Genomic DNA, 20,768 nt, shown 5'->3' on the forward strand with positions numbered 1-20,768 from the left:
ATTCTCCCTAGAGTGCTTCGAGGATTGCGACGACGCCCTGGCCGCCGGCGGCGCAAATGGACACCAGCCCGCGGGCCGGGCGCCCGTTGACCTGGCCTTGGGCGTGCAGCATTTTGGCCAGCGACGCCACGATCCGGCCGCCCGTGGCAGCAAACGGGTGTCCGGTGGCCAGCGAGGAGCCGTTGACGTTCAGTTTGGTCCGGTCGATGCTGCCGAAGGCGCCGTCCAGGCCCAGGCGGGTGCGGCCGAATTCCTCGTCCTCCCACGCGGCCAGGGTGCTCAGCACCGTGCCGGCGAAGGCCTCATGGATCTCGAAGAAGTCGATGTCGGCGAGGGTGAGATTGTGGCGTGCGAGCAGCCGGGGCACCGCGAATGCCGGCGCCATGAGCAGCCCGTCCTTGCCGTGGACAAAGTCGACGGCGGCCGCCTCGCCGTCGACGACCGCGGCGAGCTTGGGGAGGTCGTGGGCGTCGGCCCACTCCTCGGACGCGAGCAGCACGGTGGATGCACCATCGGTCAGCGGGGTGGAGTTGCCGGCCGTCATGGTCGCTTCGGCACCCAGGTTCTTGCCGAAAACGGGCTTGAGTGTGGCCAGTTTCTCCAGGCTCGTATCGGCGCGCAGGTTAGAGTCCCGGCTCAGTCCCCGGTAAGGGGTCAGGAGGTCGTCGAAGAAGCCGGCGTCGAAGGCCGCGGCAAGATTCCGGTGGCTGTTGAAGGCGAGCTCATCCTGGGCCTCGCGGGTGATCTTCCACTGCGCGGTGGTCAGCGCCTGGTGCTCTCCCATCGACAGTCCGGTACGCGGCTCCCCCGTGTTCGGGGCATCGGGAGCCAGATCCTTGGGCCGGAGCCGGCTGAGGACCTGCAGCTTCCGGGACACGGTCTTGGCACGGTTGAGGTCCAGGAGCACCTCGCGCAGTCCCTCGCTGACCGCGATGGGGGCGTCAGAGGCGGAGTCGACGCCGCCGGCTATCGCGGAATCGATCTGGCCCAGCTTGATTTTGTTCGCCAGGCCGAGCACCGTTTCCAGGCCGGTGGCGCAGGCCTGCTGGAGGTCGTACGCCGGGGTCTCGGCAGAGAGGGCCGAGCCCAGCACGGCCTCCCGCGTGAGGTTGAAGTCGCGGGAGTGCTTGAGGACGGCTCCGGCCGCGACTTCCCCGATCCGTTCGTCCTGAAGGCCGAAGCGGGCAATCAGCCCGTCCAGGGCGGCGGTGAGCATGTCCTGGTTGGAGGACTTGGTATACGCGCCGCCGGTCCGGGCAAAGGGGATGCGGTTACCGCCCACCACCACAGCCCTGCGGAGCTGCGCCGATGCCGCGCCGACGTGCTGTGTCGTCACTGCGGCCGCCCCGGCGGCGGGCCCCGCGGCGGGCCCCGCGGCGGATGTTCCGGCGGCTGGTTTGGCGGCTGGTTGGGGGCGGGGCACTGACGGTCCGTTGACGGACATGGGCTGTCTCCTTCGATCAAAGCGATTACCGATACCCAGCGTACCTGATACGCTGGGTATCGTGAACATCCCCAACGACACCCCGCCCGCCGGGCAGGCCGCCGTCGACGGCCGCGCTTCCCGCTGGCAATCCCACCGCGAGGAACGGCGGCGGGAGCTCATCAAGTCGGCCCGGAGGGCTGTGCACGCCCTTGGCAGTGAAGCGTCGATGGAGGACATTGCCGCAGCCGCGGGAACCTCAAAGTCTGTGTTCTACCGCTATTTCGGCGACAAGGCCGGACTCCAGCAGGCCGTGGGCGAAGTGGTCCTGAGCCAGATGCAGCGGCGCATCCAGGAGGCGGCCCAGAGCGCCCAGACGCCCCGTGAAGGACTGTTCGCCATGGTGTCCGCCTACCTGCAGATGGCCGAGACCAGCCCGAATGTCTACACCTTCGTCACGCGCTACGCCCCCGGCGAAGCGGATACCGCCAGCCCGCCCATTTCCACAGCCGGTGCATTGAGCCACTTCTTCGCCGCCATCAGCGACATGATTGCCCGGCCCATGCGCAGCCATCTGGGCGGCGGCCCGGACAAGGAAGCCGTGATCGGCTACTGGCCCAATGCCGCGATCGGCCTGGTGCGGAACGCCGGAGAGCAATGGCTCGCCAGCCCGCCCGGACCCGGTAAACCGGACCAGGAAGCCATGGCTCGGCAGATCACGGACTGGCTCTGCTTCGGGATCGCGCCCGAGCTGCAGACGCCCTCGCCAGCACCGGCGGACCCGGCAGGCCAGGGCACGCTGTAACGCGGCACGCCGGCCCGCGCCGACGAACTGAATTGTCAGCACTAAAGATTGTCAGAACCACAGAAGGAAACGACATGACTGAACTAGCCGACCGCACCACCGGCAACGCATCTCGCCACACCACGACGCCGGCAGCGACGCCGGCAGCCACAACGGCCGGCCGTTCCGGCGCCGAACCCAGCTCCCCTGAGGCGCCCGCCGTCGACGTCGCGGCCCTTGGCGAACAGCTCCTCGGCAAGTGGGCCGATATCCGGCTGAAGTCCAGGGGCCTCGCCGGCCGCCCGGAACTGCACAAGATCGAGGGCCTGACCCACACCGAGCATCGCCAGCGCGCGTTCGGACAGCTCAGGATCCTGGTGGACAACGGCGCCGTTCACCGCGCATTCCCCACGTCCGTGGGCGGCTCGGATGATCACGGCGGGAACGTGGCCGGTTTCCAGGAGCTGGTCATCGCCGACCCGTCGCTGCAGATCAAGGCCGGTGTCCAGTGGGGACTGTTCGGCTCCGCGGTGAACCACCTCGGCACCGCCGAACACCACGAAAAGTGGCTGCCCGGCATCATGAGCCTGGACATTCCGGGCTGCTTCGCCATGACGGAGACCGGGCACGGTTCGGACGTGGCCAGCATTGCCACCACCGCCACCTACGACGCCGCGGCCCAGGAGTTCGTGGTCCACACGCCGTTCCGGGCCGCGTGGAAAGACTACATCGGCAACGCCGCCACCGACGGCCTGGCCGCCGTCGTGTTCGCCCAACTGGTCACCAAGGGCGTCAACCACGGCGTGCACGCGTTCTACATGGACCTGCGGGACCCCGAAACCAAGGAATTTCTGCCGGGCATCGGCGGCGACGACGACGGCGTTAAGGGCGGCCTGAACGGCATCGACAACGGCCGGCTGCACTTCACCCAGGTCCGGATCCCCCGCACCAACCTCCTGAACCGCTACGGCGACGTCGACCCTGAGGGCACCTACACGTCCCCCATCGGCAGTCCGGGCCGCCGTTTCTTCACCATGCTCGGCACGCTGGTCCAGGGCCGGGTCTCCCTCGACGGCGCCGCCGTGACGGCGTCGAAACTGGCCCTGAAAACCGCCATCCAGTACGCCACCGAACGCCGGCAGTTCAACGCCTCCTCGCAGACCGACGAAGAAGTCCTGCTGGACTACCAGCGGCACCAGCGCCGGCTCTTCACCCGGCTGGCCACCACGTACGCCGCGAGCTTCGCCAGTGACCAGCTGCTGCAGAAATTCGACGACGTCTTCTCCGGCCGTCACAGCACCGACCAGGACCGCCAGGACCTCGAGACCCTGGCCGCGGCACTCAAACCGCTCAGCACCTGGCACGCACTCGATACCCTGCAGGAATGCCGCGAGGCCTGCGGCGGCGCCGGGTTCCTGATCGAGAACCGTTTCGCCTCGCTCCGCGCCGACCTGGACGTGTACGCCACTTTCGAGGGCGACAACACGGTCCTGCTGCAGCTGGTCGCCAAGCGGCTGCTGGCCGACTACGCCAAGGAATTCCGCACCGTGAACTTCGGCGTGCTGGCCCGCTACGTCGTGGGCCAGGCCACCGGTGTCGCGATCCACCGCACCGGACTGCGCGGCGTCGCCCAGTTCGTGGCGGACACCGGATCAGTGCAGAAAGCGGCCCTGGCGATCAAGGACGAAGCAAGCCAGCGGACCCTGCTGACGGACCGCGTCCAGACCATGGTCGCGGAGGTGGCCACGGCCCTCAAGGGTGCCAACCGGCTCCCGCAGCAGCAGGGCGCCGCCTTGTTCAACGCGCACCAGCACGAACTCATCGAGGCCGCCCAGGCCCATGCGGAGCTGCTGCAGTGGGAGGCCTTTACCGAGGCCCTCGGGAAAGTCAGCGACCCGGGCACGCACAAGGTCCTGACGTGGCTGCGTGATCTGTTCGGCCTGTCCCTGATCGAGAAGAACCTGTCCTGGTACCTCATGAACGGCAGGCTGTCGATGCAGCGCGGACGCACCGTGGGCGAATACATCAACCGCCTGCTCGTGAAGATCCGCCCGCACGCCGTGGACCTGGTGGACGCCTTCGGCTACGGACCGGAGCACCTCCGCGCGGAGATCTCCACCGGCGCGGAGAAAGTCCGCCAGGACGAGGCCCGGGACTACTTCCGGAAGCAGCGGGCCAGCGGCCAGGCACCCCTGGACGAAAAGATCCTGCTCGCCCGCGCGGCCCGGGTGACAAAGGCCCACGACACGAAAACCCACGGCACAAAGGCCCACGGCGCCTGACCCAGCCGAATTACGACGACGGCGCCGCCGCCTCAGCAGGGGCGGCGCCGTCGTCGATTGCCGTTCAGATGCGGGTCAGGAGCCCTCGTTGAGCACCGAGCGGTAAACCTCAAGCGTGGTCTCCGTGATCGATTCCCAGGAGAAGTGCTCCTCGGCCCGGCGCCGGCCGGCTTCGCCCATGGCGCGCGCCCGGGCAGGATCGGACACCACTTCGATGAGGGCCTCGGCAAAGTCGGTGACGAACTTCTCCGGGTCCAGCGGGATGCCGGTGCCGTCCGTGACCTGCTCGATCGGAACAAGCAGCCCGGTCTTGCCGTGCTCGACGACCTCCGGAATACCGCCGGTGGCGCTGGCCACCACGGCGGCACCGCACGCCATCGCCTCCAGGTTGACGATGCCCAGCGGTTCGTAAATGGACGGGCACGCGAACGCGGTCGCGTGGCTGAGCACCTGGATGACCTCGTTGCGGGGCAGCATCCGCTCGATCAGGATCACGCCGCTGCGCTGGCTCTGGAGCTCCTCGATCAGGCGTGCCGTCTCGGCCGCCAGTTCCGGAGTGTCCGCGGCACCGAGGCACAGCACCAGCTGGACGTCGGCCGGGAGCTTGGCGGCGGCCCGCAGCAGGTAGGGTACGCCCTTCTGCCGGGTGTTCCGGCCCACAAAAACAACGCTGGGGCGCTCCGGATCGATCCCGAGCGGACGGATGATGTCATCAGATTCGTCCCGGTTCCACTGGCTGACATCGATGCCGTTATGGACCACCTTGACCTTGGCCGGATCCACGTCGGGATAGCTGCGCAGGATGTCCTGCCGCATCCCTTCAGAGACCGCGATAATGGCGGCAGCGGCCTCGTAGGCGGTCTTTTCCACCCATGAGGACACCGCGTATCCGCCACCGAGTTGCTCGGCCTTCCACGGGCGCAGCGGTTCCAGGCTGTGGGCGCTGAGGACATGCGGGATGCCGTGGAGCAGGGACGCGATGTGTCCGGCCATGTTGGCATACCAGGTGTGGGAGTGGACCAGGTCCGCGCCGGCTATGTCCGGAACGATCCTCAGGTCCACCCCGAGGGTCTGGATGGCGGCGTTTGCTGAGCCCAGGTCGTCGGGCACGGAATACGACGTGACGGTCGCTCCGTGATACCCGGGCTCGCGGGGCGCGCCGAAGGCACGCACCTGAAGATCCACGCGTTGGGCCAGCACCCTGCTGAGCTCGGCCACATGGACCCCGGCGCCGCCGTATATTTCCGGCGGGAATTCTTTGGTCACAATATCTATTCGCACATGCACCAAGGTAGTCGTTACGGTGGAACTGATCTAGTGTGAAGACGTTCGGGCATGCCGGACTGTATTGGGGAGTAACGAAGGCGTTCAGGAGCTATCACCATGCCGCATCAAAAGAGAGTTTTGGCAATTGTCCTCGCAGGTGGCGAGGGAAACCGGCTCATGCCGTTGACGGCGGACCGGGCCAAGCCTGGTGTCCCGTTTGCCGGAAGCTACCGGCTAATTGACTTTGCCCTTTCAAATCTTGTGAATTCCCGCTATCTACAAATTGTGGTGTTGACGCAATACAAGTCCCACAGCCTTGACCGGCACATTTCCGAAACGTGGCGCATGTCCACCCAGTTGGGCAACTATGTGGCCTCGGTTCCGGCCCAGCAGCGCGTCGGCAAGAGCTGGTTCCTCGGCAGCGCAAACGCCATCTATCAGTCCCTAAACCTCATTCATGACGCCAATCCCGACATCGTGGTGGTGGTCGGCGCAGACCACGTCTACCGGATGGACTTCTCCCAGATGGTGGCGCAGCACGTCGCCAGCGGGGCCAAAGCCACAGTCGCCGCCGTCCGCCAGCCTCTGCACATGGCGGACCAGTTCGGCGTGATCGAAACGGATGCGGACAACCCGGAGAAAATTGCCGCGTTCGTCGAGAAGCCGTCCTCGACGCCCGGCCTCGCGGCCGACCCCAGCCAGTTCCTGGCCTCCATGGGCAACTACGTGTTCGACGCCGATGCCCTGGTCGAAGCCCTCCACGTGGACGCCGAGCGCCTCGACACCAAGCACGACATGGGCGGGGACATCATTCCCTACTTCGTGAACCAGGGTGAGGCCGGCGTCTACGACTTCACCCTCAACGACATTCCCGGGTCCACCGAACGGGACCGCACCTACTGGCGCGACGTCGGCACCATCGATTCGTTCTACGACGCCCACATGGACCTGATCTCCCCCGTTCCGGTCTTCAACCTCTACAACTCTGAGTGGCCGATCTACACCCGCCAGAGCATTTCGCCGCCGGCCAAGTTTGTCCGCGGCAAGTCCAACACTGTGGGTACGGCACTGGATTCCATCGTGGCCAGCGGTGTCGTCGTCTCTGGCGGCATTGTGGAGGGGTCCGTGCTCTCCAATGACGTCTACGTCGGCACCGCAAGCCGGGTCCTGGACTCGGTACTGATGGACAAGGTCAATGTCGGCGAAGGCGCTGTCATCAAACGCGCCATCATCGACAAGAACGTCAAGGTTCCGGCCGGGGCCGCTATCGGGCTCGACCCCGAACTGGACCGCGCCCGCGGGTTCAAGGTCACCGACTCCGGAATTACGGTCCTGTCCAAGGGGCAGGTGGTCCCGGACCCGAGCGATTCGGAACGGGCGCTCTCTGCGGCCAACCTCCGCCTGGTGCCGGATGCCGTCCGCACCGCGACGGAGAGCTGGCCCGAATTGCGGGAGTCCGTGGACAAGGTTGTCCACGTGCAGGCCGCCGCGGTCGGCGCGGACGCACCGGCCAAGCAATCGCCCACGGCATAGTCAGGCGGGGGCCCGGCGCTGCGGTCAGGCCGGGTCCCCGCACCCTGTAAAATTAGGGCAATGAGCTCCCCCGATCTGTCCTCCGATCTTCCCTCTGCCGAGTCTGGTCTTGCCGGGCCCGGCTTGGCCGAGCTGACCCCGGAGGAAATCCAGGCCTGCCTGAAGGTCCTGAACACGATCCACGCCTATGACGAGGAACACCCGGACTACCTTTCCGTGCGCCGCGCCACCGGGAAGATGTTCAAGGCCGTCAAGCGCCACCGGCGGGTCAGCAAGCGCGATGAGATCGCCGAGGCGGACCGCGCCGTGATCGCCCAGACGGCGACGGCGGCCCCCGACAGGATCGACGACGAGACGCGCGGCAACAAGCTCGCCACGTCCGCGACCGGGGAGATCGCCGGCCATCTCATCAGGTCCCGGCCGTGTTACATCTGTAAGCAGCACTACACCCAAGTGGACGCCTTCTACCACCAGCTGTGTCCCGAGTGCGCCATGTTCAGCCACAGCAAGCGCGACGCCCGCACCGATCTGACCGGCCGCAGAGCCCTGCTGACCGGCGGCCGGGCAAAGATCGGCATGTACATCGCGCTCCGGCTCCTCCGGGACGGCGCCCACACCACCATCACCACCCGGTTCCCCAAGGACGCCGCCCGCCGCTTCGCCGCGATGGAGGACAGTACCGACTGGCTGCACCGGATCCGGATCGTGGGCATCGACCTCCGCGACCCGTCCCAGGTAATGGCCCTGACGGATTCCCTCGATGCCGCAGGGCCGCTGGACATCATCATCAACAATGCGGCCCAGACGGTGCGGCGCTCCGGCAACGCCTACAAGCCCCTCGTCGACGCAGAGGACGAGCCGCTGCCAGCCGCTCTCCAGGCTGCCAACGGGGGCCCGGAACTCGTCACGTTCGGCCACGCCCACGACAAGCACCCGCTTGCCCTTGCCAGCAGCGTGTTCGACCATCCCGTCCTGGCCGGGGACGCAATCACTTCCCTCGCCCTCTCCACGGGCTCCGCGTCGCTGGAGCGCATTGCCTCCGGCACCGCCATCGACGCCGGCGGGCTGGTCCCGGACCTCGCCACGATCAACAGCTGGACCCAGGTGCTGGACGAAGTGGACCCTCTGGAGATGCTCGAAGTGCAGCTGTGCAACGTAACGGCTCCCTTCCTGCTGGTCAGCCGGCTGCGCGGCGCCATGAAGCGCTCCACCGCGCGGCGGAAGTACATCGTCAATGTCAGCGCCATGGAAGGCCAGTTCTCCCGCGCCTACAAGGGCCCCGGGCACCCGCACACGAACATGGCCAAGGCTGCGCTGAACATGATGACCCGTACCAGTGCCCAGGAAATGCTCGACGCCGACGGCATCCTGATGACGGCCGTGGACACCGGCTGGATTACGGACGAGCGGCCGCACTACACCAAAGTCCGCCTCATGGAAGAGGGCTTCCACGCGCCCCTTGACCTGGTTGACGGCGCCGCCCGCGTTTACGACCCCATCGTGATGGGCGAATCCGGCGAGGACCAGTACGGCGTCTTCCTGAAGGACTACAAGCCCAGCCCCTGGTGACAGGCACCCGGGTGGCGCCTCACGCTGAGGTGTGCAGTGCAGTGAGGAGCGCAGTGCAGGCCTTATGGCCCTAATCGGGGTCCGGGCCGGTACGTAACGTGGCTCCACATGGACACAACCACGCCACTGCCGGATTACTCGCTGACCATGGACCAGTGCTGGGCGCTGCTCGATGCCGAAGTCGTGGGGCGCGTAGCGCTGATCGTGGACAGCCATCCAGAGATCTTTCCGGTGAACTTCGTGCTGGAGCGGCGCACGATTGTCTTCCGCACCTCGGGGGGCACGAAGCTGTGGGGCGCCATCACGGGCAAGCCGGTCGCATTCGAGATCGACGGGTACGACGCCCGCGACGAGACGGCCTGGAGCGTGATGGCACGCGGCGAAGCCGAACTGATGGAGAACCAGGCGGACAAGGACGAGGCGGATGCCCTGCTCCTGGAACCGTGGCAGCCCGGCGGCAAGCCGTACTACTTGCGTGTGGCTCCCAAGGCGCTGACCGGGCGACGCTTCAAGGTCAACAGGCCCGATGTGTGGGTCACCCGTCTCTCGGACCAGCGCCGTGCCTCGTTCGAATAGCTCGCGGGTCGAATAGGACACGGTTCGAATAGGACACGGTTCGAATAGGACACGGTTCGAATCACGTGGGTTCGAATAGCTCCGTGCAGGGATTCCGGCGTCAGTCGCTTTCTGGCGAGTGAACGACCAGTACCGGGCAATGCGCATGCGCCACGCAGGCCGAACTGACTGATCCCAGGAGCAGGCCGCCGAACCCGCCGTGGCCGCGGCGGCCCACCACGAGCATGTCCGCGGACTTGCTTTCCTCGATAAGCATGCGGCGGGGATGTCCCTGGACGAGGCGGGCCTCGACGTTGTCCGGGGTGTCCGGGCCGAAAGCCTTCACCACCGCCTCGGCCAGGATTTCCCCTGCCCGGACGTCGAAGTCCTCGATGCCGACGGCGACGTAGCCGTCGTACACCGGAGGGTAGTCCCAGCACGCCAGCGCCACGATCTTGGCGGACAGCGGCACCGCGAGGGCCTGCGCATGCCGTAACGCCGACACCGAAGCGTCCGAGCCGTCAACGCCTACCACGATCGTGCGGACGTCCCTGGCTTCGTTCATCGGTTAACCCTTGTCCTCGTGCCGGCCGAGCCTGCTGCGCCAGATGGCGACGCTCCAATGATTTCCTCCGCCCGGCCAGGGAGCCTAGGGCCAAAAGTCATGCAAGCACACCAGCCAGCTCGCGTCCGAAAGCGATCAGTGCAGCGGTCGCAGGCGGCCCGTTGGGCACTATGACCCTTGTCCGTGGCGCCGCAGTGCAGAAGAATGGCAGAGGCTGGGGTAGTCAATGCACCACAGATGTTCATGCACCACAGAAGTCAATGACTACAGAATCGAGCGGTCCCGCAAGCGGCCGGACGGGAGAACCATGATTGCCTGGGCAGACGCAGGTCTCGCTGCACCTGATGGCGTGCAGGCGGTGATCCGCGTCTTCATCCTCGATGACCACGAACTCGTCAGACGCGGACTGCAGGAACTTCTCGAAGGCGAGGGTTTCGTGGTGGTCGGCAGTTCCGGATCCGCGGTGGAGGCGACCCGCCGCATTCCCGCACTGCACCCCGATGTCTGCGTGCTGGACGCCCGCTTGCCGGACGGAACCGGTATTGAAGTCTGCCGGGACGTGCGGTCGGTGGACCCGTCCTTGAACTGCATCATCCTGACGAGCTTCGACGACGAACAAGCCCTGCGCGGGGCCGTGCTGGCCGGCGCGCGCGGATATGTGCTGAAGGAGATCGGCGGCACGGACCTGATCGGAGCGCTGCGGCGGGCAGCAGCGGGCGAGACCCTCTTCGAGGAAGACGTCGCCGCCGGCATCGTGGACAGCCTGGTGGAGGCCGAGGAAGTTGACCCGCGCACCTCATCCCTCACGCCCCAGGAACGCAAGGTGTTGGAGCTGGTGGGCGGCGGGCTGACCAATCGGCAAATTGCCGCCGAAATGTTCCTGGCAGAAAAGACCGTCAAGAACTATGTGTCGTCGCTGCTGGCCAAGCTCGGTTTCGAACGACGCACCCAGGCCGCTGTCTTCATCGCCAGCCCGGCATTTCCGGTGGCCTCCGGTGCAGGCACCGGCGATGGCACCCGGCCTCACAGCGTCCGGTAACCTCCCTGCGCGAGCCTCCCTGCGCGCCGGCTAGAGGGACACCGGGCTAGAGGGGCACGGACCACTCCAGGCTGGTGCCGGCGTCGGGCGCGCTCGTAATGGTGCATTCGCCGTCCAGCATGCGTGCCCGGTCCTCGAGATTGCTCAGCCCGTTGCGTTTTCCGGGTTGGGCGAATCCGGCGCCGTTGTCGCTGATTACCACCGTCACGCGGCCCTTGACGACCGCCACCGAGACCGAGATGGTATCAGCCCCGGAGTGCCGGATGGCGTTGCTGAGCCCTTCGGAAACCACAGCCACGACGTTGTCGGCCTTGTCCGGAGTCACGGCATCCACGGGTCCTGTGATGGTCAGGCGCGGTGCAAAGGGCATGGATTTCGCCGAACTTCGCGTGACCCGACGGATCCGTCCGCTCAGCAATTCGGCATCGCCGATATTGCTCTTCAGTGAGTAGATGGTGTCGCGCAGGCTGCGGATCGCCTCGTCGAGTTCACCTGTGATGGTGCGGATGCGCTCCCACGCCAGTTCGTCCTTGGTGAACCGGGTCAGGCTCTGCACGCTCAGCCCGGCGGCGAACAGCCGCTGGATGACGAGGTCGTGCAGGTCCCGGGCAATCCTGTCGCGGTCCGTGAAGACCAGGAGCTCTTCGCGCAGCCGGTGCACCCGGGACAGTTCCAAGGCGAGGGCAACGTGGGAGCCGAAGACGGCCCCCATCTCGATGTCCGTCCGGGCGTAGCGGACCGAATCCTTGTTCCGTGCCAGCAGCAGGAGACCATGGTGGGCGCCTTGGGTGCTCAGTGCCACCGCCAGCAGCGGACCGGTGACTCCGGCGTCGACCTCCCCGACCACTTCCGACGCGTCGTCGAACAGCACCGGCTCGCCGCCTTCAAGGACACTATCCAGGAGCCCTGATTCCAGATGCAATGACTTTCCCGAAAACGCCGCGCCGCGCCCACCGGCAACGCCGATCACCACGTGGTCAACGCCGTTGGCTGCGGGAGCCACCAACAGGGCGAGATCGGACGCGGACTCCTGGAGCGCGCGGCCGGCAATCGGGTCCAGGCCGCCTGAGGTGTAGTCGCGGTCCGTGCTCAGCATCAGCCCGGAGACGTCCATGCAGGCTTCCAGCCAGCGGGCCCGGCGGCGGGAGTCGTCATAGAGCCTGGCATTCTCAATGGCGACGCCGGCGGCTGCCGCCAATGCGACGGCCAAGGCTTCGTCTTCGGCGGTGAAGTCGCCCCCGCCTTCCTTTTCCGTGAGGTAGAGGTTTCCGAATACGACCTCCCGGACACGGACCGGGACCCCCAAGAAAGACTGCATGGGAGGGTGGTGGGCTGGGAACCCGTAGGCTTCAAGGTGCTTGCTCAGATCATGCAGCCGAAGCGGCCGGGGGTCTGTAATCAGGAGGCCAAGGACGCCGTGACCGGTGGGCAGCGGACCGATCCGCCGCGACAATTCGCCATCGATGCCCACGGTGATGAAGTGGCTCAGCGCGTGGTCATCACCGATGACTCCCAGGGCACCAAAGCGTGCATGCAACAACCGGCAGGCCGATTCGACCACGCGTTCCAGCACGGCATCCAGGCTCAGGTCCTCGGCCAGGGCGACAACCGCTTCCAGCAGCCCCGCCATGCGTTCCTTGGATTGGAGCAGCTCTTCTGCCCGGGCGCCGAACCCCTTCAGCAGTTCCTCAACCACGGGATTTGGCTCGGATACGGCATGGCCAGAACCCTCACCCGTTGATTGCATATCTTTGCCCCCACTCGCTCCGGCCCGTGTCGACGCTGACGGCCCTATGCCAGAATACCGCGAAGAACTCAGGAATGCCTCAGAATTCACAGTTTTAACCGACGTCTGGGACCATATGCCCTAGCCGTCCCCAGCCCCGGCAGCGTACGCTCGCCGGCATGAGTACTGAGTCGAGCCCGGGCAGTCACGAGTCAAAGGACAAGGCCCACACCGTCGAAAACCTGGCCACTCACGAATGCTGGCAATTATTGCGCAGCGTCTCGGTCGGCAGGCTTGCGGTCTGGGTGGACGATCACCCCGACATCTTCCCCATCAACTACAAAGTGGACCACGGTACCCTGGTCTTCCGGACCGCCGAGGGCACCAAGCTGCAGGCGGCCACCGGAGACACTCCGGTGGCGTTGGAAGCGGACGGCGTGAACGCGGACACCGGCGTCGCCTGGAGCGTTGTCGTCAAAGGCCAGGCCGCGCCGGTGCAGAACCCCCAGGAAGTCATGGACACGGTGGGCCTGCTGCTGTTCCCGTGGCAGGCCGGACAAAAGGAACACTTCGTCCGGATCACGGCGGACACCGTCACAGGCCGGCGCTTCAAGGTGGTACCGCCGCAGACGTGGTGGACGCCGTTGGACGACTCCACCCGCTCCGGCCTCGAATAACTCCCCCAAAGCACCGCATGCTCTATCAGATCGGGCTGCTTTGAGGGCCTCAGGGCAGCCCGATCTGATAGCGCAACGTGGAGCGGCGCAACGGTTTAGGCCAGGCGGGTGATCTCCACGCTGACGGTGAGGGCCGATCCCCCGCCGCCGGACAGGATGCCCTTAAGCGGCGGCACGTCGCGGTAGTCGCGGCCCCGGGCGACAGTGACGTGGAAGTCCCCCGCCGGCTTGTGGTTGGTCGGGTCCCAGCTCCGCCATTCGCCGTCCCACCACTCGAGCCACGCATGGGATTGGCCGGCAACTGTCTCGCCGAGGTCCGCCGTCGAGCGGGGGTGAAGGTAGCCGGACACATAGCGGGCCGGGATACCGCAACTGCGCAGGGAGCCGATGGCGAGGTGTGCCAGGTCCTGGCAGACGCCCTGCCGCTGGTTCCAGGCCTGCTCGGCGTTGGTGGTCACGCCGGTGGAGCCCTTCATATAGGTCATTTCGCCGCGCATCCAGGCAAAGACTGCCATGGCCGCCTCGTGCGGCGTTTTTCCCTCCACAACTCCGGGGATGATGGCGAGCACTTCAGAGCCGGGATTCGTCAGCTGGGACTGGGGAACCCAGTCACTGAACTGGTTGAGCGTCTCCGGTGCGGCCAGGACGTCCCATCCCACAATGTCGGCCTCGGCTGCGATCTTCTCGACCCGGTGCACCTCAACGGTGGTGGTGGACAGGACTTCGAGGTGCTCGTGTGGCATCTGCATGTCGAAAGCCGTCACGCGCGTGCCCCAGTAGTCGCGGTAGCTGCTCATGGCCGCCTGCGAGGGCGACACCTTCATGGAGGACTCCAGGACCACCTGCTGCGGGTCCGTCAGCGGGGTCATCCGGGCCTCGTTGTAGGAAAGCGTGACGCGTTTGTTGTACTTGTATGCCGTCTTGTGGACGATGTTCAGCCGGGTCATGAAACTTCTCCCACCCAGGCCAGTTCGTCTGCCTGATTGAAGTACTTACGGGAAATGGCGTCCGAGGCCTGCGAAACCGCTTTTTGCACACGCTCCATGTGCTCCGGCAGCTCCGACATGAGGTCATCGGTGCGGTGGAACTCCAGGAAAGTGCGGGCCTGGCCGACAATCCGGCGGGCGTCGTTAATGAAGCCGACGCGCTGGGCCGAGGGGTCCAGTTTCGCCAGGCACTCGTCGGCGTCGCGCAGGGCGTAGACGATGGACCGCGGGAACAGCCTGTCCAGGAGCAGGAATTCGGCCGCGTGCTGGTCCCCGAACGCCGCCCGGCGGGTCCGCAGGAAGGATTCGTACGCGCCGGCGCAGCGGAGCATGTTCACCCACGACATGCCGGCCGAGAGGACATCGCGCGTGGAGAGCATGCGCGCGGTCATGTCGGCCCGCTCCAGGGACCGGCCCAGGACCAGGAACTGCCAGCTCTCATCGTGGCTGACGGTGGTGTCGGCCAGGCCGCTGACCATGGCGGTGCGTTCCAGGACCCAGTTGCAGAAGCGGTAGGTGCCCACCACGTCCTTGCGGTGCTGGTTCAGCCCGTAGTAGGTCGTGTTCAGGCTTTCCCAGAGCCCGGAGGAGACGGTCTCGCGGGCGCGCCGGGCGTTTTCCCGGGCCGCGCCGAGGGAGCCGGCAATGGACGTGGCACTCTGCTTGTCGTAGGCGAGGGCATTGAGCAGTTCCGGCAGGCCGAAATCCTCATTCTGCGCACGGGCCCCCATGACGGCGAGGAGTTCCTGCGCGACGCTGCGCTGTTCCTCCATGGGCAGATGGTTGAGCCGCTCGAGGTGGACGTCGAGGATCCGGGCCGTGCCGTCGGCCCGTTCCACGTAGCGGCCGATCCAAAAAAGTGACTCGGCAATACGGCTAAGCATTCGCGGGTACCTCCTGCGCGTCAGAAATCTGCTGCTGCTGCTGTTCTTTCTGGCTGTCGCGCCAGTTGCTCTCCACCGGCCAGACCGAAACCCGCTCGCGGATTGCGATGCTGGGCCGCGGGATCACTTCGACGGGGACCTGCGGGGAATCCGCCAGGACCCAGGTGTCCTTGGAGCCGCCGCCCTGGCTGGAATTGACGATCAGCGAGCCCTCCTTGAGCGCCACGCGGGTCAGTCCGCCGGGGAGAACCCAGACGTCCTCGCCGTCGTTGACGGCGAAGGGGCGCAGGTCCACGTGCCGGGGGCCGAACTTGTCGCCGCTGAGCGTGGGCACGGTGGACAGCTGCAGCACCGGCTGGGCTATCCAGCCGCGGGGGTCGGCGATGATCCGCTTGCGCAGGGCATCGAGTTCGTCCCTGGAGGCGTCCGGGCCGATCACCAGGCCCTTGCCGCCCGAGCCGTCCACGGGCTTGACCACGAGCTCGTCGAGGCGGTCCAGGACGTGCTCCCGGGCCTCTTTCTCTTCCAGCCGGAACGTGTCCACGTTGGCGATCAGGGGCTCTTCGCTCAGGTAGTAGCGGATGAGGTCGGGCACGTAGCTGTAGACCAGCTTGTCATCGGCGACGCCGTTGCCCACGGCGTTGGCGATCGTGACGCCGCCGGCGCGGGCGGCGTTGACCAGGCCGGGGCAGCCGAGCATGGAGTCGGCGCGGAACTGCAGCGGGTCCAGGAATTCGTCGTCGATCCGTTTGTAGATCACGTCCACCCGCTGCTCGCCGGCCGTGGTGCGCATGTAGACCCGGTTGCCGCGGCAGATGAGGTCGCGGCCCTCGACGAGTTCGACACCCATCAGGCCGGCGAGCAGGGTGTGCTCAAAGTAGGCGCTGTTGAACACGCCGGGGGTCAGGACCACCACGGTGGGATCGTCGACGCCGGAGGGCGCCGTCTTCCGCAGGGCGGACAGGAGCCGGCGGGGGTACTCCTCGACCGGGCGGATGAGCTGCTGGCCGAAGGCCTCGGGCAGGCCCTTGGCCATGGCCCTGCGGTTCTCGAGGACGTAGCTGACGCCCGAGGGCACACGCACGTTGTCCTCCAGGACGCGGAAGGTGCCCGCGGCGTCGCGGACGACGTCGATACCGGAAATGTGGACGCGGACGCCGCCGGCCGGTTCGAAGCCGTGCACCTGGCGGTGGAAGTGCGCGCTGGTGGTGACGAGCTGGCGCGGGATGACGCCGTCGGACACCACCGTCATTTTGTCGTAGACGTCGTTAAGGAAGGCTTCCAGGGCGCGGACCCGCTGGGCCACACCGCGTTCCAGGACGCTCCACTCATCGGCGGGGATCACCCGGGGGACGATGTCCAGCGGGAACGGCCGCTCTTCACCTGCGAAGTCGAACGTCACGCCGCGGTCCAGGAAGGTCCGCGCCATGGAATCGGCACGGGCGCTGACGTCAGCCAACGAAAGTTCACGCAGGGCCACGGCCACCTGCCCGTAGGACTTCCGGGCCTGCTGGCCGGGGGCAAACATCTCGTCGTAGGCGCCGGTTCGGCCGGCGGCCTCGGAGTAATCCTGGAATAGGTCAGACATGGTCACTAGCCAACCACTTTTTCGTTACGAAATCATTTCGGCGGCCCGCGCGGCGGCCCGCGGAGCGCGGTCCTCAGGCGCGGGCCCGCTTGCCGGGATGGCCGCGGTTACGGCTTTTCCGGCCGGGTACGGCAATGTAGGGGCGTGCCCCCCAAGAGATCCGCTGCCGCGGCCGCGCCAGGCCTGATCGGCGCCGCGGCCGCCGTTGCCGTCGCCGTCGCCGTCCATCTGCTGCTTCCGGCGCTGCCGGCGATGACCCTGGCCGTGCTCCTCGGGCTCCTGGCCGCGAACCTGCCCGGCGTGGCGGGGTGGACCGCCGGGCCGGCGCGTCCCGGGCTCGACTTCGCCGGCAAACACCTGATGCGGGCCGGGATCGTGGTGCTGGGCCTGAAAGTCAGCCTCGGTGATGTGCTGGGCCTGGGCTGGGCTGCGCTGCTGCTCGTGACGGCCGTGGTGCTGGCTGCCTTCGCTGGCACATACGGGATCAGCAGGCTCTTCCGGCTTCCTCCCCGGGTATCGCTGCTGGTGGCCACCGGTTTCGCCATCTGCGGAGCGTCCGCGATCGGGGCGATGGCCGCCGTACGCAGAATCCGGCAGGAGGACACCGTGCTGCCCGTGGCGCTCGTGACCCTGTGTGGAACGCTGGCAATCGGGGTGCTGCCGTTGCTCGCGCGGCCGCTGGGACTCGGCCCGGAGCTCTTCGGGGCGTGGACCGGCGCCTCGGTGCACGACGTCGGGCAGGTGGTCGCCACCGCCCAGACCGCGGGCGCCACGGCCCTGGCGGTCGCCGTCGTCGTCAAACTCACCCGGGTGATCCTGCTGGCCCCGATGGTCGCCGCCGCGGGGTTCCACCACCGGCTGGGCACCGCCGACGACGGCGCCACGCGTCCGCCGGTGATCCCGCTGTTCGTCATCGGATTCGTGGCCCTGGCGGGCCTGCGCACCACCGGGTGGCTCTCCCCCGCAGTGCTGGACGGGGCCGCCGCCCTCCAGGACGCGCTGCTGGGCATGGCGTTGTTCGGGCTGGGCTCCGCCGTCCGCGTGGGGCAGCTGGTGCACACCGGCGCACGCGCGCTGCTGGCCGCGCTGGCGTCCTGGCTGCTGATCGCCCTGCTGGGCCTGGCGGCCGCGTACCTGATGTTCCCACCGGCGTGATCCGGCGCACACGCTCCCGTGATTAGATAGCTGGGTGTCAAACCAGAACTTGAGCCGCGACGAGGCCGCGGTCCGTGCCGCTCTCATTACCACGCACAGCTACGACGTCTCCCTCGACGTCCGGCAGGCAGCCGACCCGAACGTCGCCGGCTACACAAGCCGCAGCGTCATCTCCTTCTCGGCCAGCGAACCCGGGGCATCGACCTTCGTGGACTTCATCGCGGACAGCGTGCACAGCGTCTTCCTCAACGGCAAAGGCCTCGCCGTCGCCGACGTCGTGGACGGTTCCCGGATCCGGCTCGAGAACCTGCAGCCGGAGAACCAGGTCACCATCACCGGGACAGCGCTCTACAGCACTTCCGGTGAGGGCATGCACCGCTTCGTCGACCCCGCCGACGGCCAGTGCTATCTCTACACGCAATACGAACCCGCCGACGCCCGCCGGGTGTTCGCCAACTTCGAGCAACCCGACCTGAAGGCCGAGTTCACCTTCCACGTCATGGCCCCCTCCGAGTGGCAGGTGTCCTCCAACGGCGCCGACGTGCTGCGCACCCAACTAACTTCCGATCCCGCCACGAGCCGCTGGGACTTCGCCCCCACCAAGTCGATGTCCACCTACATCACCACTGTCCTGGCCGGACCGTACTTCAGGGCCGAGGACGCCTGGAGCGGCACACTCGGCGACTGCACGGTCCTGGATGTGCCGCTGGCGCTCTACTGCCGCGCCTCCATGGCCGCGTCCTTCGACGCCGATGCCCTGTTCCGCCTCACCAAGAACGGGCTGACTTTCTTCAACGAGCTCTTTGATTTCCCCTACCCGTGGGGCAAATACGAACAGGCCTTCGTGCCCGAGTACAACCTCGGCGCCATGGAAAACCCCGGTCTGGTGACGTTCACCGAAAGCTACGTCTTCACCTCCCGGGCCGCCGATTCACAGTACCAGGCCCGTGCCAACACGCTCCTGCACGAGATGGCGCATATGTGGTTCGGCGATCTCGTGACCATGAAGTGGTGGGATGATTTGTGGCTCAAGGAATCCTTCGCCGACTACATGGGCACCCTCGGCGTGGACCGGAGTACGGACTGGGACACGGCCTGGGTGAACTTTGCCAACAACCGCAAGTCGTGGGCCTACGTCCAGGACCAGCTGCCCACCACGCACCCCATCGTTGCCGACATCCCGGACCTGGAGGCCGCGAAACAGAACTTCGACGGCATCACGTACGCCAAGGGCGCGTCGGTGCTCAAGCAGCTCGTGGCCTACGTCGGGTTCGAGGCCTTCATTGCCGGGTCCCGCCAGTACTTCCGGGACCACGCCTACGGCAACACCACCCTCGCTGAGCTGCTGGCGGCACTGAGCGCGGCGTCCGGACGCGACCTCGGCGAATGGGCCCGCCAATGGCTCCAGACCTCCGGCATCTCAACCCTCTCCAGTGAGATCACCGAGCACGGGGACGCGCTCAGTTCCGTCGCCGTCCTGCAGGACGCCGTTGATCCCGCCACCGGCAGGCAGGAGCCCCGGCCGCACCGGCTCCGGATCGGGCTCTATGACTTTGACGACGCCGGCGCACTGGTCCGCACGGACAGCGTCGAGACCGATGTCAGCGGCGCCCGGACCGACGTGACCGAACTGGCCGGCAAAGCACGGCCCGCCCTGCTGCTGGTCAACGACGAGGACCTCAGCTACGCCAAGGTCCGGCTTGACCGGCACTCCGAGGCCACTGTGCGCGGCTCCCTGGACAAGCTGACGGACCCCATGACGCGGGCGCTGTGCTGGACGGCGCTGTGGGATTCGGCCCGTGATGCCGTTACACCGGCCGCCCTCTACGTCGACGCCGTCCAGCGCTTCGGCCCCGCCGAACCGGGAATCGGGGTCCTGCTCAACGTGCTGGGCAACGCCTCGACGGCGATCGAACGCTACGTACCCCGGGGCCAGCGGGACGCCGCGCGCCGCGGCTTCCTGACCACTGCCGCGGAACAGCTGCAGGCGGCGGCACCGGGCTCCGACCAGCAACTGGCCTGGGCCAGAACCCTCGCCGCGACCAGCCGCTACGACGCCGGCCGGCTCGACCTGCTCCGGGGCATCCTGGACGCCAGCACCGTGATCGACGGTCTCGCTGTTGACGCCGAACTGCGCTGGAATCTCTGGCATGGCTTGGCCGCCAACGGCCAGGCCTCACAGGAGGAGCTGGACCAGGAGCTCGCCCGGGACAACACGGCGGCAGGGAAGTCCGGGCACGCCACGGCCCTGGCCGCCCGCCCCGAGGCGTCCGTCAAGGCGGCAGCCTGGGAGGCCGCCGTCCACGGCACGGGGCTGTCCAACCAGCTCCTGAGCGCCACCATTTCCGGGTTCAATACCGGCGCGGCCTCGCTGCTGGCCGGGTTCATTGACCCGTACTTCGAGTCCCTCGAGCAGGTCTGGGCGGACCGGAGCATTGAGATCGCCAGCCGGATTGTCCGCGGCCTCTATCCCGCAGGTCAGGATCTCGACGGGCGCGGCGGGACGCCCGAGACCCACGCCGTGATTGTCCGCACCGACCACTGGCTGGCCGCCCACCCCGACGCGCCGCGCGCCCTGCGCCGGATCATCATCGAACAGCGCAGCCACCTGCACCGTTCCCTCAAGGCGCAGGCGCTGACGGCACCGGCCATAGCACAATCGACTGCTCCGTAACCGCCCTTTTGACGGCTGAAAACGCGGCTGGGCCCACGCCGGCAGGGTGCCCTGGCCGAGCT

General features: G+C 67.0%; 16 protein-coding genes. 9 read left to right on the forward strand and 7 right to left on the reverse strand.

Annotation, left to right across the window (positions count from 1 at the left end):
- Positions 1-7: 7 nt before the first annotated feature.
- A complete protein-coding gene (locus MRBLAR12_RS02225) occupies positions 8-1,444 on the reverse strand; it encodes an acetyl-CoA C-acetyltransferase (protein WP_364743210.1) in 1,437 nt (478 codons plus the stop codon).
- A 61-nt stretch (positions 1,445-1,505) separates the two neighbouring features.
- Between MRBLAR12_RS02225 and MRBLAR12_RS02230 the strand changes: the two genes are divergently transcribed.
- Positions 1,506-2,228: a TetR/AcrR family transcriptional regulator gene (locus tag MRBLAR12_RS02230; protein ID WP_229992588.1), complete on the forward strand. Its 723-nt coding sequence runs from the start codon at positions 1,506-1,508 to the stop codon at positions 2,226-2,228.
- A gap of 74 nt (positions 2,229-2,302) precedes the next feature.
- Positions 2,303-4,489 carry an acyl-CoA dehydrogenase gene (locus tag MRBLAR12_RS02235; protein ID WP_364743213.1) on the forward strand — a complete coding sequence of 729 codons (2,187 nt, stop codon included), beginning with the start codon at positions 2,303-2,305 and terminating at the stop codon, positions 4,487-4,489.
- Between the two features lie 75 nt (positions 4,490-4,564).
- Here MRBLAR12_RS02235 and glgA read toward each other — a convergent pair whose 3' ends face one another.
- A complete protein-coding gene (gene glgA / locus MRBLAR12_RS02240; RefSeq protein ID WP_229992590.1) occupies positions 4,565-5,770 on the reverse strand; it encodes a glycogen synthase in 1,206 nt (401 codons plus the stop codon).
- A 102-nt stretch (positions 5,771-5,872) separates the two neighbouring features.
- Between glgA and glgC the strand changes: the two genes are divergently transcribed.
- The 3 genes from glgC to MRBLAR12_RS02255 all read left to right on the forward strand — a co-directional run bounded on the left by glgC (position 5,873) and on the right by MRBLAR12_RS02255 (position 9,433).
- Positions 5,873-7,288 carry a glucose-1-phosphate adenylyltransferase gene (gene glgC / locus MRBLAR12_RS02245; protein WP_414645444.1) on the forward strand — a complete coding sequence of 472 codons (1,416 nt, stop codon included), beginning with the start codon at positions 5,873-5,875 and terminating at the stop codon, positions 7,286-7,288.
- A 60-nt stretch (positions 7,289-7,348) separates the two neighbouring features.
- Entirely contained in the window at positions 7,349-8,857 is a 1,509-nt protein-coding gene (locus tag MRBLAR12_RS02250; protein WP_229992591.1) for an SDR family oxidoreductase, read from the forward strand.
- Positions 8,858-8,965: 108 nt separating this feature from the next.
- Positions 8,966-9,433: a pyridoxamine 5'-phosphate oxidase family protein gene (locus MRBLAR12_RS02255; RefSeq protein WP_364743217.1), complete on the forward strand. Its 468-nt coding sequence runs from the start codon at positions 8,966-8,968 to the stop codon at positions 9,431-9,433.
- Between the two features lie 100 nt (positions 9,434-9,533).
- On the opposite strand, the gene MRBLAR12_RS02260 is transcribed toward MRBLAR12_RS02255, so the two are convergent.
- Entirely contained in the window at positions 9,534-9,977 is a 444-nt protein-coding gene (locus tag MRBLAR12_RS02260) for a universal stress protein (protein WP_229992593.1), read from the reverse strand.
- A gap of 307 nt (positions 9,978-10,284) precedes the next feature.
- Between MRBLAR12_RS02260 and MRBLAR12_RS02265 the strand changes: the two genes are divergently transcribed.
- Complete coding sequence (locus tag MRBLAR12_RS02265; RefSeq protein ID WP_290369320.1) at positions 10,285-11,016, forward strand: response regulator; 732 nt, start codon at positions 10,285-10,287, stop codon at positions 11,014-11,016.
- Between the two features lie 46 nt (positions 11,017-11,062).
- On the opposite strand, the gene MRBLAR12_RS02270 is transcribed toward MRBLAR12_RS02265, so the two are convergent.
- Complete coding sequence (locus MRBLAR12_RS02270; RefSeq protein ID WP_229992594.1) at positions 11,063-12,763, reverse strand: GAF domain-containing sensor histidine kinase; 1,701 nt, start codon at positions 12,761-12,763, stop codon at positions 11,063-11,065.
- Positions 12,764-12,921: 158 nt separating this feature from the next.
- Between MRBLAR12_RS02270 and MRBLAR12_RS02275 the strand changes: the two genes are divergently transcribed.
- Entirely contained in the window at positions 12,922-13,419 is a 498-nt protein-coding gene (locus MRBLAR12_RS02275; RefSeq protein WP_229992595.1) for a pyridoxamine 5'-phosphate oxidase family protein, read from the forward strand.
- 95 nt (positions 13,420-13,514) lie between these two features.
- Here MRBLAR12_RS02275 and MRBLAR12_RS02280 read toward each other — a convergent pair whose 3' ends face one another.
- From MRBLAR12_RS02280 to MRBLAR12_RS02290, 3 genes are read right to left on the reverse strand one after another with little or no spacing between them, the layout of a single operon-like run.
- Positions 13,515-14,366: a transglutaminase family protein gene (locus MRBLAR12_RS02280; RefSeq protein WP_229992596.1), complete on the reverse strand. Its 852-nt coding sequence runs from the start codon at positions 14,364-14,366 to the stop codon at positions 13,515-13,517.
- Positions 14,363-15,289 carry an alpha-E domain-containing protein gene (locus MRBLAR12_RS02285; RefSeq protein WP_090577845.1) on the reverse strand — a complete coding sequence of 309 codons (927 nt, stop codon included), beginning with the start codon at positions 15,287-15,289 and terminating at the stop codon, positions 14,363-14,365. The genes MRBLAR12_RS02280 and MRBLAR12_RS02285 overlap by 4 nt, the downstream gene beginning before the upstream one ends.
- Entirely contained in the window at positions 15,282-16,877 is a 1,596-nt protein-coding gene (locus tag MRBLAR12_RS02290; protein WP_364743222.1) for a circularly permuted type 2 ATP-grasp protein, read from the reverse strand. Before MRBLAR12_RS02290 ends, MRBLAR12_RS02285 begins: the two co-directional genes overlap by 8 nt.
- 144 nt (positions 16,878-17,021) lie before the next feature.
- Here MRBLAR12_RS02290 and MRBLAR12_RS02295 point away from each other — a divergent pair, with 144 nt between their 5' ends.
- Together MRBLAR12_RS02295 and pepN are read left to right on the forward strand one after the other, a co-directional pair.
- Positions 17,022-18,032: a YeiH family protein gene (locus tag MRBLAR12_RS02295; protein ID WP_364743224.1), complete on the forward strand. Its 1,011-nt coding sequence runs from the start codon at positions 17,022-17,024 to the stop codon at positions 18,030-18,032.
- Between the two features lie 34 nt (positions 18,033-18,066).
- Positions 18,067-20,706, forward strand: a complete 2,640-nt coding sequence (gene pepN, locus MRBLAR12_RS02300; protein WP_364743227.1) for an aminopeptidase N — start codon at positions 18,067-18,069, stop codon at positions 20,704-20,706.
- The last annotated feature ends 62 nt before the right edge of the window (positions 20,707-20,768 follow it).

The organism is Arthrobacter sp. LAR12-1-1.1, from assembly GCF_040676555.1.
Lineage (GTDB): Bacteria > Actinomycetota > Actinomycetes > Actinomycetales > Micrococcaceae > Arthrobacter.

Coding starts and splice junctions, on each gene's coding strand:
- MRBLAR12_RS02225 (WP_364743210.1), bottom strand. CDS start 1,444: ATGTCCGTCAACGGACCGTCAGTGCCCCGCCCCCAACCAGCCGCCAAA.
- MRBLAR12_RS02235 (WP_364743213.1), top strand. CDS start 2,303: ATGACTGAACTAGCCGACCGCACCACCGGCAACGCATCTCGCCACACC.
- glgC (WP_414645444.1), top strand. CDS start 5,873: ATGCCGCATCAAAAGAGAGTTTTGGCAATTGTCCTCGCAGGTGGCGAG.
- MRBLAR12_RS02250 (WP_229992591.1), top strand. CDS start 7,349: ATGAGCTCCCCCGATCTGTCCTCCGATCTTCCCTCTGCCGAGTCTGGT.
- MRBLAR12_RS02255 (WP_364743217.1), top strand. CDS start 8,966: ATGGACACAACCACGCCACTGCCGGATTACTCGCTGACCATGGACCAG.
- MRBLAR12_RS02260 (WP_229992593.1), bottom strand. CDS start 9,977: ATGAACGAAGCCAGGGACGTCCGCACGATCGTGGTAGGCGTTGACGGC.
- MRBLAR12_RS02265 (WP_290369320.1), top strand. CDS start 10,285: ATGATTGCCTGGGCAGACGCAGGTCTCGCTGCACCTGATGGCGTGCAG.
- MRBLAR12_RS02270 (WP_229992594.1), bottom strand. CDS start 12,763: ATGCAATCAACGGGTGAGGGTTCTGGCCATGCCGTATCCGAGCCAAAT.
- MRBLAR12_RS02275 (WP_229992595.1), top strand. CDS start 12,922: ATGAGTACTGAGTCGAGCCCGGGCAGTCACGAGTCAAAGGACAAGGCC.
- MRBLAR12_RS02280 (WP_229992596.1), bottom strand. CDS start 14,366: ATGACCCGGCTGAACATCGTCCACAAGACGGCATACAAGTACAACAAA.
- MRBLAR12_RS02285 (WP_090577845.1), bottom strand. CDS start 15,289: ATGCTTAGCCGTATTGCCGAGTCACTTTTTTGGATCGGCCGCTACGTG.
- MRBLAR12_RS02290 (WP_364743222.1), bottom strand. CDS start 16,877: ATGTCTGACCTATTCCAGGATTACTCCGAGGCCGCCGGCCGAACCGGC.